The following is a 14,809-nucleotide window of genomic DNA, read 5'->3' as shown; positions in this document are numbered from 1 at the left end:
CCTGCTGGCCCTGCCCCTCGCCCGGGCGGAGAATGGAGTCAGCACGCAGGTGCGTGCCACTGTAGGGAGAGCCATGGAGATGGACGCGCATCTTCCCGCCAGCCGGGCAACGGCTGTGCACAGGGACCCGGCGATCGACCTTGTCCGCTTCACCTGCCTGCTCCTGGTTGTCGCGGCGCACTGCATGATGGTCAGCCCTGCTCTGCACAGGGACGGGACTGTCACTACCGGGAACGTGCTCATGGAGCAAGGCTGGTTCACCCCCGTGGCTTGGGGGCTCATGATCGTCCCGCTGTTCTTCGTCCTGGGCGGTGTGACCGGGCTGCAATCGTGGCGGCGCCTGAAGGCACACGGCGGCAGCGGGTTCGACTTCGCCCAACTACGGCTCCTCCGCCTGGTCCGCCCGGCCATGGCGGTACTGGCTGTCATGTGGGGAGGGCTTTGGGTCGCGCTGCTGCTTGGTGTCCACCCGCAAGTCGTCCAGTTGATGACCGCCGGCGCCGCGATGCCCTTGTGGTTCCTGGCGGCCTACCTCACGGCCCAACTCAGCATCCCCCTGATGGCCCGGTTTCACGAACGCGCGCCGCTCCTGACGTTCGGTGCGCTGGTGGCGCTGATCATCACGGTCGACTCCCTTCGCGGCGCCATTCCCGTCCTGGCTTTCGCGAACATGATCTTCGTATGGTGCGCCGTCCAGCAGTTGGGATTCCTCATGGCCGACGGCTTCTTCGAGCACCGGAGCCGCGCGTGGCTGGTTGGTGCCATTGTCTCTAGCAACCTTCTGTTGGGACTGCTGACCGGTGTGGCCGTGTACCCGGGGAACATGGTGGTGAACCTGAACCCGCCCAATTTTTGCTTGCTTCTATTGGGCATTTCCCAGGCGGCGACCCTCCAGATGCTTCAAAAGGGCATACGGTGGATGGCTGGGATCCGCTGGATACAGTCAGTGATTGCCATTGCGGGACGCCGATCCATGACCGTCTACTTGTGGCACCTTCCGCTTCTCGTGGGCATGTCCGGATTGCTGTTGCTTACCGATGTGCCCAGGCCGTTGGCCGGCACGGCAGAGTGGTGGTGGGCGCGGATACCTGTGTTCTTCGCGGTGATAACCCTGCTGGTCCCGGTCGTGTGGCTTTTCGGTCGTCTTGAGGACCGTCCGACGGCGGCCAGCCACGCGCGGGGTCCCTCACGGACCGCTGTGGTGACCGCTGCCGTCGTGGTTTTGGTCCCGCTGGCGGATGCTGCGTTCAACGGCTTGACGCTTGCCCTGTTGGGTGGGGGAGCGGCGTGCTATGCGCTTGCAGTCCTGCTGCTCGGCAGGGTTCCGACGCCGGTGCTGCCGCCGCCGGTGCTGGACGGCGCGGAATTGCGCGAGGGGCGGTGGCACACGTTGCCAGAGCCAGATTTACGTGCCAATCTCGAAACATGACCGAGTACAAGGATTCACTGGCAGAGTCGTTCCGAGCTGGCGTCACCACGCTGCGCAACGACAAATTTCACCGCTATGAGCTGCACGTGGACGGAGAGCTGGCCGTGATTTCCCAGTTCCTGGACAAGCCCGGTCATATTGATTTCATTCACACTGAAACGAAGCCCCGGTTCAACGGCCAAGGCCTGGCAAAAGTACTGGCGCACTTTGCGCTGGATGACGTGGTGGCGTCCGGGAAGCGCATCATCCCGCATTGCCCGTACATTGCCGCCTACCTGAAGAAGCACGAGGGCTATGAACAGGACGTGGACTGGCCCGCGGAAAAGCCGGTGGGCGAACCGGACAATGAATAGGCGCCTACGCGTGAACTGACAGGCCAGCGGGCCTGTGGGTTGCGCCGTGATGCGGAAATCCGAGTTATCTACAGGAGTGGATGCCTCGATTCAAGTGACAGCCAATGTGATGTCACACTATTGTTTATGGATCAACTAATCGCGGCAGCGGCCAATGGAGCGTCTTCAGCCTCGGCAATGGCTACAGGCAGCGATCCCCAGATCATTTTGTTGGTGCGCGAAGGCGCCACCGAGGCTTTCGATGTGCTGTATCAAAGGCATTTCAAAGTCGCCCAGTACGTTGCCCGCGCGCAGAGCGATAATCCCAGTGACGCCGACGACGTCGTGGCCGAGTCCTTCGCGGCCATCTTCCAGCTGTTGAAGGAAGGCAAGGGTCCCAAGGAGTTCTTCCGCTCTTATCTCCTGACTGTGGTACGCCGCACGGCCCACGACAGGAATCGCCTGGCCCGCCGCATGCCAACTGCAGCCGACGACGCCGTCCTGGATGCCGTTGTCTTGGACAGCGACCCCGTCCTCAACGACCTTGAGTCGAGCATCATGGCCAAGGCGTTCAAATCGTTGCCCGAACGCTGGCAGGCCGTGCTCTGGCACTTGGACATCGAAGGCCTGAAGCCGGCGGCGGCGGCTCCCCTCGTGGGCCTCACGCCCAACGCAGTCTCATCGTTGGCCCTCCGGGCAAGGGAGGGACTGCGTCAGGCCTACCTTCAGCAGCACATCAGCCAGACGATGGGCACTGCATGCGACGAGTACTCCAGCCAGTTGGGAAAGTTCGCACGAAACGCACTGAAGCGTACGTCTCATGAGAGAGTTAGCGCTCACCTGGATGGTTGCGCCAAGTGCACGGCTCTGCTGATTGAACTCAATGACGTCCAAGGCGGCATGAGGGCCATCCTGTTCCCGTTGCTTACGGGCATCGCTTTTACCCCGGGCGGGGTTGCCGCACTCGGATCGGCCGCCACGGCCGTAGGGGCATCTTCAGGTGCCGGAAGCACAGCAGTATCCGGCCAAGCAGGTACCACCGGGGTGCGCAGCGCAGGCCATGTATGGAAGTTGACGGCGGCCGTCGTGGCGGGAGTCCTGGCACTGGCGGGAGTACTGGTGTGGTTCCTTCAGCCCAACGCAGGTTCCGAATCTGTTGCCTCCGAAACCACAGCACCTGCAGCCCAGGAAACATCGTCACCGAGTGCAACGCCAAGCTCCGCGCCCGCTGCTACGCCGACGTCGAATCCCACCGTGGCGTCCCCGGCTGTTGGGCCCGTGGCAGCGGCGCCGCAACCCACCGCCGCCGTGATTCCGCCGGCGCAGCAGCCGCCGAGGAGCGCGGTAGTGGTCGATTCCGGTTCTGTATTCTCGACGACGGCGCCCACGGCTTCGGCGTCAACGGCGCCGCTGACCCAGATTGTTGACGCAACGTTTACTGCGGTGGCGGGTTCAGGCCCGACGGAGCGGGAGCTCCACGTGAAGTTCTCGCTTCAAGGCGAGGGCGTGCCAACTACGGGGGAGGCCGTCTTTACCCTCCCGGACCAGGCAACCTTTGTGGCGGGACGGACTGTTGCCCCTGCGGGGTGGGCCTGTGGCAACGTTGCTTCAAATGTGCGGCAGATCCGCTGCACTACCGAATCTTTGGACCGCAGCAACCTTTCCTTCACGGTGGGCGTTGCCCTCCCGCCCGCCGCGGAAAGTGGAACGCTCAACTACCGGTTTGGCGGGAATGGCATCGTCACCAAGACGTTTGCCAACGCCTTCCGGTAGTCACTTGCGCTGTCCCTGAATCCGCACTGCAGGGCTTCGAAAAAACTTTTCAATATTTTTCGGTTCTCGCGTCACGATTTGCGAACTTCTCTCACTATGCCTTCGGGTCTCCGTTTGTCGGCGCCCTCGTTGAAGCTAGTTGAGTTTTCGACGACAGGATATGTCGGTTACGCGAGAGAGCCCATGAAACGCGCACGTCCACAGAAATTGCTGGCGGCAGTAGTCGCCACAGTGATGATGTTCCTGGGGGCGGGCGGCGCCGTAGCGCCACCTGCCTCAGCCACTACGCCAGGCACGCCTGGCGTAGCCCAGCCGGGTACCCCTGTCTACACTGAGGACTTTTCCAACGAGAATGCCTCCGATGGTGCCATCAGCCTCCTCGACTACACGGGTGGCCCAGCCGCAGCCAACGAGACGTATGCGGCTGATACGCCCTATACGCCTGCCGGCGGGCAATGCGACGGCTGGATACTGAACTCGTCCTCACCCCTGCCCACCTCTGATACCGGTTGTCTCAGAAACCAACCTGCAGGCTGGAACCAGGTCCGCAGCATGGCCGTGGCTCTAGGCCTGGAGCAGGGTCAGACGGCAGCCCGGGCCGCAGCCAACCAGATCCTGTCCGAATACACCAACAGCTCCAATGGGCAGATCACGCCTGGTGTCCAGTTCCGGACCATCTCCAACACCATCCCGGCAATCGCCGGCCACTACTACGCCGTGTCCGCGTATTTCGCCCAAGTGAACTGCCACGTGGTACATGCCAGTGAGACCTTCAGCCTGCTCATCAACGGGACGCGACAAGTGCTCAGTACAGGGCTCGATCCTTGCGGCGGCAGCACCCAGACAAACGTCCAGGTCACCAAGCTCCAATCTGCTGCCTACCGGATGCCTGCGAGCACAACCCCTACACTCGGCCTGGAGCTGAGGAATGAAGCGACCAGCGGCATCGGAAATGACGTCGCCTTCGACTTGCCGCAGATTGTGGATGTCACCCCGCAGGTGGATAAAGCCTTCACGCCTTCCCTTATTGGCCCCGGGAGCGGCTCCACGGTCACATTGACCGTGACTAACACTGACGACCTGATGGCCAAGAATGACTGGTTTATCAGTGACTCCCTGCCGGCCGGGGTAGTGGTTGCAGGTATGCCCAACGTTCGGGGCACCTGTGTGCAGGCCGCGGGGACCAATCCTCTGGTGAGGACGGCCGTTGCCGGTAGCGACACCATCTCTGTCACGGGCGGCGATCTGGCCCAGGGCATGTCATCGTGCACCATTACTGTGGACGTCACTGCGGCCGCGGAGGGAACGTACGTTAACGGACCCGCCAACATCGTCACCAACCTGAACCCGCCTGCCGACGCAACCCTGATTGTTCGCGCCCCCAGGATTGCCCTGAATGCGGTTCTCGACGCTCCACGTCTGTTGGATTCCCACCAGTTCACCACTCAAATCCGTACGGGTTCGGCCACAGGACCGGTTGTCAGCAATACCGCCAACGCCACCACCACAGGTTCGGGCTCCGCCGTCACCGCAGGTACCGGCGTCACGGGCACGTACGTGGCAGCCGCTGGCAGCACGTTTTACCTGACGGAATCGGGCACAAACCTCGCCGGCTACAACAAGGCCATCACATGTACTGACGCCAATGGTTTACAGGCTGGCTTGCCCCACGCTGCGGCTTTCGATGGCTCATTGGCCCTGGTACCCGTTGCCGGTGCTGACATCACTTGTGTTCTGACCAACACGGCTGTCGAGGTGCCGGACATGGAGTTCTCCACGTCTGCTGACAGTTCCGACGTTCAATCGCCAGGTGTTGTGGGTGACCAGATCGTTTACACGTTCACGTCGAAGAACACCGGAAATGTCACGCTGTCGAACGTGTCTATCGACAGTCCTCTGCCTGGGCTCTCGGCCTTGACGTACACCTGGCCTGGTGCTGCAGGGACCCTGCTGCCCGGCGAAACCGTGACCGCTACGGCAACGTATGCGATCACCCAGGCGGACATCGACGCCGGTCATGTCGGCAACACAGCGACCACCACGGGTAATCCTCCGACAGGTCCACCCGTCACCCCGGCGCCCGCAGGTACGGATACTTCACTGACTCCTGGCCCTGCGATGGAGTTCAGCGTGGCAGCTGACGCTTCGGCTGTGCAGAATCCTTCGGTTGTGGGTAACCAGATCATTTATACGTTCACGTCGAAGAACACTGGAAATGTCACGCTGTCGAACGTGTCTATCGACAGTCCTCTGCCTGGGCTTTCGACGTTGACGTACACCTGGCCCGGTGCTGCAGGAACGCTGATGCCCGGTGGGAAAGTGACGGCTACAGCCACGTATGTGATCAGCCAAGCAGACATCGACGCCGGTCATGTCGCCAACAGCGCCAGGACCATGGGTACGCCTCCGAAGGGCAGGCCCGTCGAGCCTCCACCGGGCCATACGGATACCCCATTGACTTCAGAAGCGGGCTTGCAGTTCTCCAAGACCACTGACGCCTCTGGAGTGGGAGATCCAGCCCAAGTGGGTGACGTGATCACCTACACCTTCAAGGTGAAGAACACCGGGAGTGTCCCGCTTTCGGACGTTGCGATCAATGACCTGATGCCGGGCTTGTCGGCCCTCGTCCATACCTGGCCCGCTGCCGCAGGAACCCTGCTGCCCGGCGAAAGCACCACCGCTGCCGCAACATATACAATCACCCAGCCGGACATCAGAGCCGGCAAGGTTACCAATACGGCGACTGCAACGGGTAGGCCGCCGACGGCTGCGTCGGTCACCACCCCAGTCGCCAAAGTTGTTGTGACCTTCCCGCCCACACTTCCGGGCCAATCGGGCGCGTCGCTGGCCGAGCAAGCCGGGGGGCCGCTGGCCGGTGAATCCGGAGGGCCGCTGGCGGGTGAATCCGGGGGGCCGCTGGCGGAAACGGGGGTTGTCCTCACTGTGGTGCCGGCCAGCATTCTCGTTGTTGGCGCAGGCCTGTTCCTGTTGCTCGGCGGACGCCGCAAGCGCATCCTCGTCGCAACGGAGCTCTAAGCGGCGCGCGGCAACAAGCCGAAGAATCGGTCGTTCAGGTAGCTACTTGGTCGACCGATTTTTTTGCCATTGCACGGCGTGCCAGAAGAGTAGGGCGGCCGTGAGAAGGAGTGCACCCAGAAGGACGTACGGTGTGTACGACATCAGCATGAAGTTCAACTGTGCCGAGGTGTTGAACTCCGTGGGCGCCGCTATCGCAGCTGCTGCTTCGCTCAAGGCCCAGAACCCGAAGCCCATTAGTCCCGCGTCCAGTGTCCAGAGCACCACGATGAACGGGTTGAAAGACAGGCGTTTTCGCGCGGGGTCTTCAGGCTCGGGCACATGGGGACTAACCGCAGGTACGGTGTTGCCGTGCTCGTCGATTTCGCGGAAACCGATGCGCTCGTGAACGTGGTCTTTCATGGTCCCCCAACCGCTGACAGCTGATAGTCCTTGCACTCTACTCCCTGTTACCAAGCAAGCCGTGGGTGGAAGCCGATGGCCTCTAAGGACAGGTCCGTGGCCTAAAAGAGTGCCACATTCTGCACCCAAAGCAGTCCCAAGAAAAGTCAATGACGCTAACCGGTCGATAGAACCGCGAGAAACCGCCTTCTGAGCGAAATAGGTCACAAAAGTTTGACGGAAAGGCTTACCTAAGTAAGGCTTACCTTGCTAACAAGCGCCCCACGCAAACGGAAGGAAGCTGACGTGACGTCACCTAGTGTCGAAGAGCGGATCGCTCAGGAGCAGGATTTTGGCTCCAAAGTGGAACTGGCCCTCGCTGCCACAAACCAGCTGTTCAACGCACGAAATTCGCCCAGTTACGTCGCGCAGGTCCTTCAAGGAGTCAATGCTGTCTCCACCAAAGTCCAGCGGACTGCCCAGCCGTTCACCGGCGTCGGGCATGCTGAACTGAAGGCCAAGGTTGGTGCCGTGGACCTCGAGCGACCGCTTCCGGATACCGCCGCTGCCTTGGAGGAGCTCGACGAGCTCTACCTCAAGGACGCCATCTACTTCCACGACGCCCGTTATGCTGCACACCTGAACTGCCCGGTGGTCATCCCGGCGCTGGTGGGCGAAGCTGTGCTCTCGGCCGTGAACTCATCCATGGACACGTGGGACCAGAGCGCCGGGGCCACCATGATCGAGCGCCGCCTCATCGATTGGACCGCCGAGCGCATCGGTTTCGACGCCAACGCTGACGGTGTGTTCACGTCAGGTGGCAGCCAATCCAACTTCCAGGCGCTGCTGATTGCCCGCAATCATGCCGTCGCCAAGCTGCGGGCCGCGAACGGGGACGCGCGCCTTCCGCACCTGCTTGACCGGCTCCGGATTTTCACGTCGGTGGACAGCCACTTCAGCATCCAGAAATCTGCATCCATGCTGGGCCTTGGGTTCGACGCCGTCATCGCCATTCCCACTGCCGAGGACCACCGGATGGACCCTGCCGCACTCGCGGCTGCTTTGGCAGAAGCGCACGACGCCGGCCTGGTGCCGATGGCGGTCGTGGCCACCGCCGGGACCACGGACTTTGGTTCGGTTGACCCGCTCTCCGAGCTGGCCGCATTGGTCCGCGCCTACGATTCCTGGTTGCACGTGGACGGTGCCTACGGTGGAGGACTCATCGTTTCCGGCAGGCACCGGCACCTCCTGAACGGGATACACCTTGCGGACTCCGTCACCGTCGACTTCCACAAGACCTTCTTCCAGCCCGTCAGTTCCAGCGCAGTCCTGGTTCGAAACGGCTCCATGATGGGCCACGTCACGTACTATGCGGACTACCTCAACCCGGAGAGCGCCGCCAAGGCCGAAATTCCCAACCAAGTGGACAAGAGCATCCAGACCACCCGCCGTTTCGATGCCCTGAAGCTGTGGCTGACCCTTCGCATCATGGGCGCAGACGCCATTGGTGCGCTCTTCGACGAAGCGATCGACCTTGCGGGCCGGGTGGGCACCTTGCTGGCCGATGACGCCGAGTTCGAGCTCGTCGCTGCGCCGCAGCTGAGCACTTTGGTGTTCCGCTACCGCCCGATTGTCGACGGCGTGGCCATCGACGAGGACTCGGCAGACGCCCTCAACCCCGCCATCCGCGCAGCGATTTTCGCCTCCGGTGAAGCCGTTGTTGCGGGCACCAAGGTGGCTGGCCGCCACTACCTCAAATTCACCCTCCTCAATGCTGAAGCCAGCTTGAGGGACATTCAGGAAATCATCGAACTTATCCGCAGGACCGGCGCCAGCCTCCTCGCAAACACAACGGAGGCCGCCGCGTGAGCACCCCAGGGAACAGCAAGATTTACGACGTCGCAGGCATCGGCGTCGGGCCCTTCAACCTTGGCTTGGCCGCGCTGAGCGAACCGGTGGAAAACCTGGACTGCGTTTTCTTGGACCGCCGCGAGTCCTTCGACTGGCACCCTGGCATGATGCTTGAGCCGGCACATCTGCAGGTTCCGTTCATGGCGGATCTCGTGACGCTCGCCGACCCGACGTCGCCGTTCTCCTTTTTGAATTTCCTGAAGCAGACGGGCCGCCTGTACCGCTTCTATATCCGCGAGAACTTCTACCCATTGCGCGCCGAGTACAACCAGTACTGCCAGTGGGTGGCTGGCCAGCTTGAGTCGGTTCGTTTTAGCACGGATGTGCTGGATGTGAGCTACGACGACGGCGTGTACCGCCTTTCAGTGCAGGGTCCGGAAGGCGCTGAGGTGCTTCGCGCCCGCAAGCTGGTCCTGGGCACCGGCACTTCCCCCTATGTTCCGGACTCCTGTGCAGGAATAGTGGACGGTGGCGGACTTGTCCTCCACAACGCCGACTACCTGTCGAGGAAGAGTGAGCTGCAATCCAAACGCAACATCACCATCGTGGGCAGCGGCCAGAGTGCCGCGGAGCTTTACTACGAACTCCTTCAGGAAATCGACGTCTACGGCTACCAGCTCAACTGGGTCACCCGCTCCGGCCGCTTCTTCCCGCTGGAGTACACCAAGCTCACCCTTGAAATGACCTCGCCGGAGTATGTCGACTACTTCCACTCGCTTCCGGGCGAGCAGCGCGATTCACTGATCAAGAGCCAGAAGAACCTGTACAAGGGCATCAACTCGGACCTGATAGACGACATCTACGATCTCCTTTACACCAAGAGCCTCTCCGGCATGGTGGACACGCAGTTGCACACGCACTCGTCATTGACGGCTGCTGAGTGGGATCCCGCATCGGGTACCCACACGCTCCAGCTGCACCACGAGGAACACGGCCGCGATTACAGCCTGGAGTCCGAAGCCGTGGTTCTCGCGACCGGCTACACCTACAAGGAGCCCGATTTCCTGGCAGGTATCAAGGACCGGATCCGCCGCGACGCCAAGGGCCGCTTCGACGTCGAGCGCAACTATGGCACCGGCGTGGAACCCGGCGAAATTTTCGTCCAGAATGCGGAGCTGCACACCCATGGCTTCGTCACTCCGGACCTCGGCATGGCTGCCTACCGCAACTCCTGCATCCTGCGCGAAATCACCGGCCGCGAGGTCTACCCGGTGGAGCGCAGCATTGCATTCCAGCAGTTCGGGGCGCCGGCTCCCGTCGCCGCCACCGTTCCCGAAACCGCTGGAGCCACCGTATGAGCTTCACGTTCCGCCCGGTTGACCCCGTCGCTGACGCACCTGTCCTCCACAGTTGGGTCAGCCAGGAATATGCCCGGTTCTGGGGAATGGTCTCCTCCACTGAGCAGGACGTTGTGGAGGAGTACTCGAGAATCGCCGCAACAGGCCATCACCAAGCGTTCATGGGGCTCGACGACGGCGTCCCCGCCTTCCTGATGGAGCGGTACCGCCCGGAGTCCTCGCCTTTGGCGGACGTCTACGAGGTTCGGCCAGGTGACGTTGGCATGCACCTCCTGGTGTCACCGCCCGCAGGTGAACCGCAGCCAGGCTTCACTACCGCCGTCATGCAGTCCGTCATGACGGAACTGTTCGATGACCCCGCAACGCAACGGGTCGTCGTCGAGCCTGACGCCCGCAACCACAAGATCCATGTCCTGAACGAGAAAGTGGGCTTCCGTCCGCACGGCGTGGTGACCCTTCCCGCCGTCGACCCTGCCGAAGACCACAAGCAGGGGCTGCTGAGCTTCTGCACCCGCGAGGATTTCCTCGCCACCTTGACCCCGATTCTGGCCGCGCCTGCCGCGGCGACCAGAGGAGAATCCCTGTGACCACCACGACCGGCACCGCCGAAGAGACCGTCAACCAGGTCGCCGAGCCAGTGTCCCACCTGACCCCCGAACGCTGGGCCATCGCCAACCGGCACCTGGTCCGCAAGGCGATCGCCGAGTTCTCGCATGAGCGCATCCTGGTTCCTGAGCTGATCCGCGATGAGGGCGCCGGCGTGGGGTTCTACAAGGTGGTGAGCGACGATGACGCCACAGAGTACCGCTTCCGCGCCCGGCTGCTGCAGCTGGAGCACTGGGCCGTGTCCGCGGAATCCATTATTCGGTTGCGCGATGGCCAAGAGCTCCCTGTGGATGCCTTGGACTTCATTGCCGAATTCCACGAGGCACTGGCCATCCGCCAGGAAATGCTGCCCGTGTACCTTGAGGAAATCAGCAGCACGCTGGCCAGCCACGCCTACAAGCAGGGCAAGCCCTTCAGCTCGGCGCAATTGGCTGCGGGCATCACCGGCGGCACTGACCGGGCCGCGGATTTCCAAGCCATTGAACACAGCATGACCGAGGGGCACCCGTGCTTCGTGGCCAACAACGGCAGGCTAGGTTTCGGTATTGCCGACTACCACGCGTTCGCTCCGGAAACCGGCGCAGCCGTGAAGCTGCAGTGGATCGCTGTGCACCGCAGCAAAGCAGTTTTTACCTCCAGCGCAGGACTGGATTACCGGACGCACTTCGAGGCTGAACTCGGGCCTGCGACTCTTGCGTGGTTCAACGCGGAACTGTCCGCATCCGGCCTGGATCCGGAGGACTACCTCCTCATGCCGGTCCATCCGTGGCAGTGGGACAACAAGCTCACGGTGACGTTCGCGGCAGAAATCGCCCAGCGCCACATCGTGAATCTGGGCACCGGGGAAGATTCGTACCAAGCGCAGCAGTCCATCCGTACGTTCTTCAACACCGACTCTCCGGAGAAGGCGTACGTGAAGACGGCCATGTCCGTGCTGAACATGGGCTTCATGCGTGGTCTGTCTCCGCAGTACATGAAGGCAACTCCCGCCATCAATGACTGGCTGCAAGACCTCATCGGCAATGACCAGGAGCTCCAGAACCGGGGCCTGGCCATGATCCGTGAAACCGCGGCCATCGGGTACCACAACCACTACTACGAGGCTGCTTCGGCCAAGGGCTCGCCCTACCGCAAGATGCTCTCGGCCCTGTGGAGGGAAAGTCCGCTGCCGTTGCTCAAGGACGGACAGCAGCTGGCGACCATGGCCTCTCTCCTGCACGTGGATTCGGCCGGAAACTCCGTGGTGTCTGCCCTTATTAAACGCTCTGGCCTGGCGCCCACCGAGTGGCTTGGCCGCTACTTCGAGGCTTACCTCGTGCCGCTGGTTCACTGCCTCTACGAGTATGAGCTCGCCTTCATGCCGCACGGCGAGAACGTCATTCTGATCCTCGAAAACGGCGTGCCGGTCCGGGCGATCATGAAGGACATCGCCGAGGAAATCGTGGTCATGGGGGACCGGCTTGAACTGCCTGAGGAAGTCTCCCGCGTCAAGGCCGAGATCCCCGCGGAGGAAATGGTCCTAGCCATCTTCACCGATGTATTCGACTGCATCTTCCGCTTCCTGGGCGCCATCCTTGTGGAGGACGGGACGCTACGCGAGGACGAGTTCTGGGGGACTGCAGCCGCCGTGCTGCGGGAATACCAGCAACGCCACCCGGAGCTGGCGGACCAGTTCGCCATGCATGACCTGTTCGCGCCGGACTTTGAGTTGTCCTGCCTCAACCGCCTGCAGCTCCGGAACAACCAGCAGATGCTCGACATTTCGGATCCCTCCGGTGGGCTCCAGATGGCAGGACGCCTGGCCAACCCCTTGGCCAAGTTCGCCTAGTCAAGCTCGCCGAGGTGGCAGTTAACACCAATCCTGCTCGCAGGCATGGGTATTAACTGTCACCTCGGCGGAGCGGGTGCGTCCTAACCCTTGACACTGCAATGTGACGCGGGATACATTGGTGCACGTTATACGAATAACTAATACGAATAACCATTACGCTGATACGGCCCAAGGAGGTGCCCATGGCGAAGTCAAAGCCGAATTCCAAGCCGACCATGCACGATGTTGCTGCTGCTGCCGGTGTTTCGCAGGCCACTGTCTCCCTGGTGCTGAATTCAGCGGGCGGGTCGCGGTTCTCCGACGAGACCCGACGCAGGGTCAAGGATGCCGTAGCGCTACTCGGCTACCGCACGAACGCCCACGCTAAGTTCCTCCGTGATGGATTGGCCGGCATGGTGGGGTTCATAGGCGACACTGTCGCGACTTCCCCCTTTGCCGGGGCGATCATTGAAGGGGCGCAGGAGCGCGCCTGGGAGGATGGGCTCCTCCTGCTAACCATGAACACCGGCGGAGACAAGGACCTTGAGGCCGCTTCTCTTGACGCCATGCTTTCCTACAATGTGGCAGGCGTTGTCTACGGCTCCATGTATCACCGGCTGCTGGAGGTGCCCAAGGCCCTCGCGGGTGTTCCCTCGGTGGTGCTGAACTCCCAGGATCGGGCCGGGCAGCTCCCCAGCGTGGCACCCGACGAGGTGAACGGCGGCTATTCAGCAACCCGCCACTTGCTCAGTGCCGGGCACACTCGCGTGGGGATGATCAACATCGAGTTGCTCGAAAGTGGCCTTCCTGCCGCGGTCGGCCGCTACGAAGGCTATACGGCAGCCCTTGCAGAGGCTGGACTGGACGTGGACCCTGCCCTGGTGCGCTTCGGCAGGGGCGGCGAGGACGACGGCTACAAATATGCAATGGAATTGATGACTGCCCCGGAGCAACCTACGGCAATCTTCTGCGCCAATGACCGCACGGCGTGGGGAGCTTATCAAGCGGTAGCCGATCTTCGGCTTTCGATCCCCGCTGACGTTTCGATTGTGGGTTTTGATAACCAAGCCATCGTTGCGCCTCATCTTCGTCCTGGGCTGACAACTTTTGAGCTGCCCTTTGTTGCCATGGGCAGGCGCGCGGTTGATCTTATCCTCCAAGGTGCCGAGCCCGACGGTCGGGTGGAGCTCATGGAATGCCCCCTTGTTGAACGAAAGTCAGTTACACACCCTAAGGAGATGCCATGAGCCGCACTATGCCGGCGAAACGCGGGCGTCCGTCTGCGGCACCGGTGCCGCAAGTTCCGCAACGAAAAATTTCTGCTTCGCTCCGCCTCCGCCGCATTTTTCGGGCCTGGCAGTTATACGTATTACTAGCGCCTGCTCTTGTCTACATCCTGGTTTTCAAATACTGGCCGATGTATGGCGTGCAGATTGCTTTCAAGAATTACAACCCGGTGGACGGCTTCACGGACAGCCCCTGGGTGGGGCTGGACCACTTCGTCCGGTTCGTGAACTCTTACCAGTTCGGCCAGGTGGTGGGAAACACTCTCTGGATTGCGGTTCTGGGCCTTCTGGTGGCTTTCCCGATCCCCATCATCCTGGCTCTGCTGGTCAACCAGCTCCAGAGCGAGAGGTTCAAAAAGTTCACCCAGACGGTGCTCTACTCACCGGCCTTCATTTCCACGGTTGTGGTGGTGGGAATCATGTTCGTGATCCTCTCGCCGAGGTCCGGGCTGGTAAACAACGCCATCCAACTCACCGGAGGCGAGCCGATCTTCTTCATGGGCTCGGCTGAGTGGTTCCGGCCGGTGTACGTCATCTCGGATGTCTGGCAGAACGCGGGGTTCTCCATGATCGTTTACCTCGCAGCTTTGGCCGCTATCGACCCCGCACTTCACGACGCCGCGAAGGTGGATGGTGCGTCAAAGCTCCAGCGCATCCGCCACATAGACCTGCCGGGCATCATGCCGGTAGTGACCATCCTTTTCATCCTGGCTATCGGCAACCTGCTGAACGTGGGCTTCGAAAAGGCGCTGCTGATGCAAACACCATTGAACCTGTCCACCTCGGAGATCATCCAGACGTACGTCTACCACGCTGGTTTGCAGCAGGCGCAGTTCAGTTATTCGGCCGCCATTGGCCTGTTCAACTCCCTCCTCAACCTTGCGCTTTTGCTCGTTTTCAATACGATCGCGCGCCGGGCCAACCAAGCGACCTTGTGGTGATGCCGA

The 14,809-nt window shown here is 61.7% G+C and carries 11 protein-coding genes; 10 read left to right on the top strand and 1 reads right to left on the bottom strand.

Annotated elements, in window-relative coordinates:
• The first annotated feature begins 73 nt into the window (after positions 1-73).
• The 4 genes from AC0J5Z_RS00745 to AC0J5Z_RS00730 all read left to right on the top strand — a co-directional run bounded on the left by AC0J5Z_RS00745 (position 74) and on the right by AC0J5Z_RS00730 (position 6,570).
• The gene (locus AC0J5Z_RS00745; RefSeq protein WP_475036763.1) at positions 74-1,429 is read left to right on the top strand and encodes an acyltransferase family protein; all 1,356 of its coding nucleotides are present in this window, start codon (positions 74-76) and stop codon (positions 1,427-1,429) included.
• Positions 1,426-1,782: a GNAT family N-acetyltransferase gene (locus AC0J5Z_RS00740; protein WP_475036762.1), complete on the top strand. Its 357-nt coding sequence runs from the start codon at positions 1,426-1,428 to the stop codon at positions 1,780-1,782. Before AC0J5Z_RS00745 ends, AC0J5Z_RS00740 begins: the two co-directional genes overlap by 4 nt.
• Before the next feature lie 126 nt (positions 1,783-1,908).
• A complete protein-coding gene (locus tag AC0J5Z_RS00735) occupies positions 1,909-3,534 on the top strand; it encodes a sigma-70 family RNA polymerase sigma factor (RefSeq protein WP_475036761.1) in 1,626 nt (541 codons plus the stop codon).
• Positions 3,535-3,717: 183 nt separating this feature from the next.
• A complete protein-coding gene (locus tag AC0J5Z_RS00730) occupies positions 3,718-6,570 on the top strand; it encodes a DUF7507 domain-containing protein (protein ID WP_475036759.1) in 2,853 nt (950 codons plus the stop codon).
• Positions 6,571-6,612: 42 nt separating this feature from the next.
• Here the strand turns inward: AC0J5Z_RS00730 and AC0J5Z_RS00725 are convergent, their stop codons facing one another.
• Entirely contained in the window at positions 6,613-6,972 is a 360-nt protein-coding gene (locus AC0J5Z_RS00725; RefSeq protein ID WP_475036758.1) for a hypothetical protein, read from the bottom strand.
• A gap of 285 nt (positions 6,973-7,257) precedes the next feature.
• Here AC0J5Z_RS00725 and AC0J5Z_RS00720 point away from each other — a divergent pair, with 285 nt between their 5' ends.
• The 6 genes from AC0J5Z_RS00720 to AC0J5Z_RS00695 all read left to right on the top strand — a co-directional run bounded on the left by AC0J5Z_RS00720 (position 7,258) and on the right by AC0J5Z_RS00695 (position 14,803).
• Entirely contained in the window at positions 7,258-8,820 is a 1,563-nt protein-coding gene (locus AC0J5Z_RS00720) for a pyridoxal phosphate-dependent decarboxylase family protein (protein ID WP_475036757.1), read from the top strand.
• Positions 8,817-10,160, top strand: a complete 1,344-nt coding sequence (locus AC0J5Z_RS00715) for a lysine N(6)-hydroxylase/L-ornithine N(5)-oxygenase family protein (RefSeq protein ID WP_475036756.1) — start codon at positions 8,817-8,819, stop codon at positions 10,158-10,160. The genes AC0J5Z_RS00720 and AC0J5Z_RS00715 overlap by 4 nt, the downstream gene beginning before the upstream one ends.
• On the top strand, positions 10,157-10,747 hold the full coding sequence (locus AC0J5Z_RS00710; RefSeq protein ID WP_475036755.1) for a GNAT family N-acetyltransferase: 591 nt from the start codon (positions 10,157-10,159) through the stop codon (positions 10,745-10,747). Before AC0J5Z_RS00715 ends, AC0J5Z_RS00710 begins: the two co-directional genes overlap by 4 nt.
• A complete protein-coding gene (locus AC0J5Z_RS00705) occupies positions 10,744-12,594 on the top strand; it encodes an IucA/IucC family protein (RefSeq protein ID WP_475036754.1) in 1,851 nt (616 codons plus the stop codon). The genes AC0J5Z_RS00710 and AC0J5Z_RS00705 overlap by 4 nt, the downstream gene beginning before the upstream one ends.
• 185 nt (positions 12,595-12,779) lie before the next feature.
• Positions 12,780-13,823: a LacI family DNA-binding transcriptional regulator gene (locus AC0J5Z_RS00700; protein WP_475036753.1), complete on the top strand. Its 1,044-nt coding sequence runs from the start codon at positions 12,780-12,782 to the stop codon at positions 13,821-13,823.
• On the top strand, positions 13,820-14,803 hold the full coding sequence (locus AC0J5Z_RS00695; RefSeq protein WP_256870471.1) for an ABC transporter permease: 984 nt from the start codon (positions 13,820-13,822) through the stop codon (positions 14,801-14,803). Before AC0J5Z_RS00700 ends, AC0J5Z_RS00695 begins: the two co-directional genes overlap by 4 nt.
• Positions 14,804-14,809 lie beyond the last annotated feature (6 nt).

Source organism: Paenarthrobacter sp. TRD_SC_7 (assembly GCF_056156245.1).
Note: the sequence above shows the minus strand (reverse complement) of the source record. Positions and strands in the feature narration are given on the sequence as shown.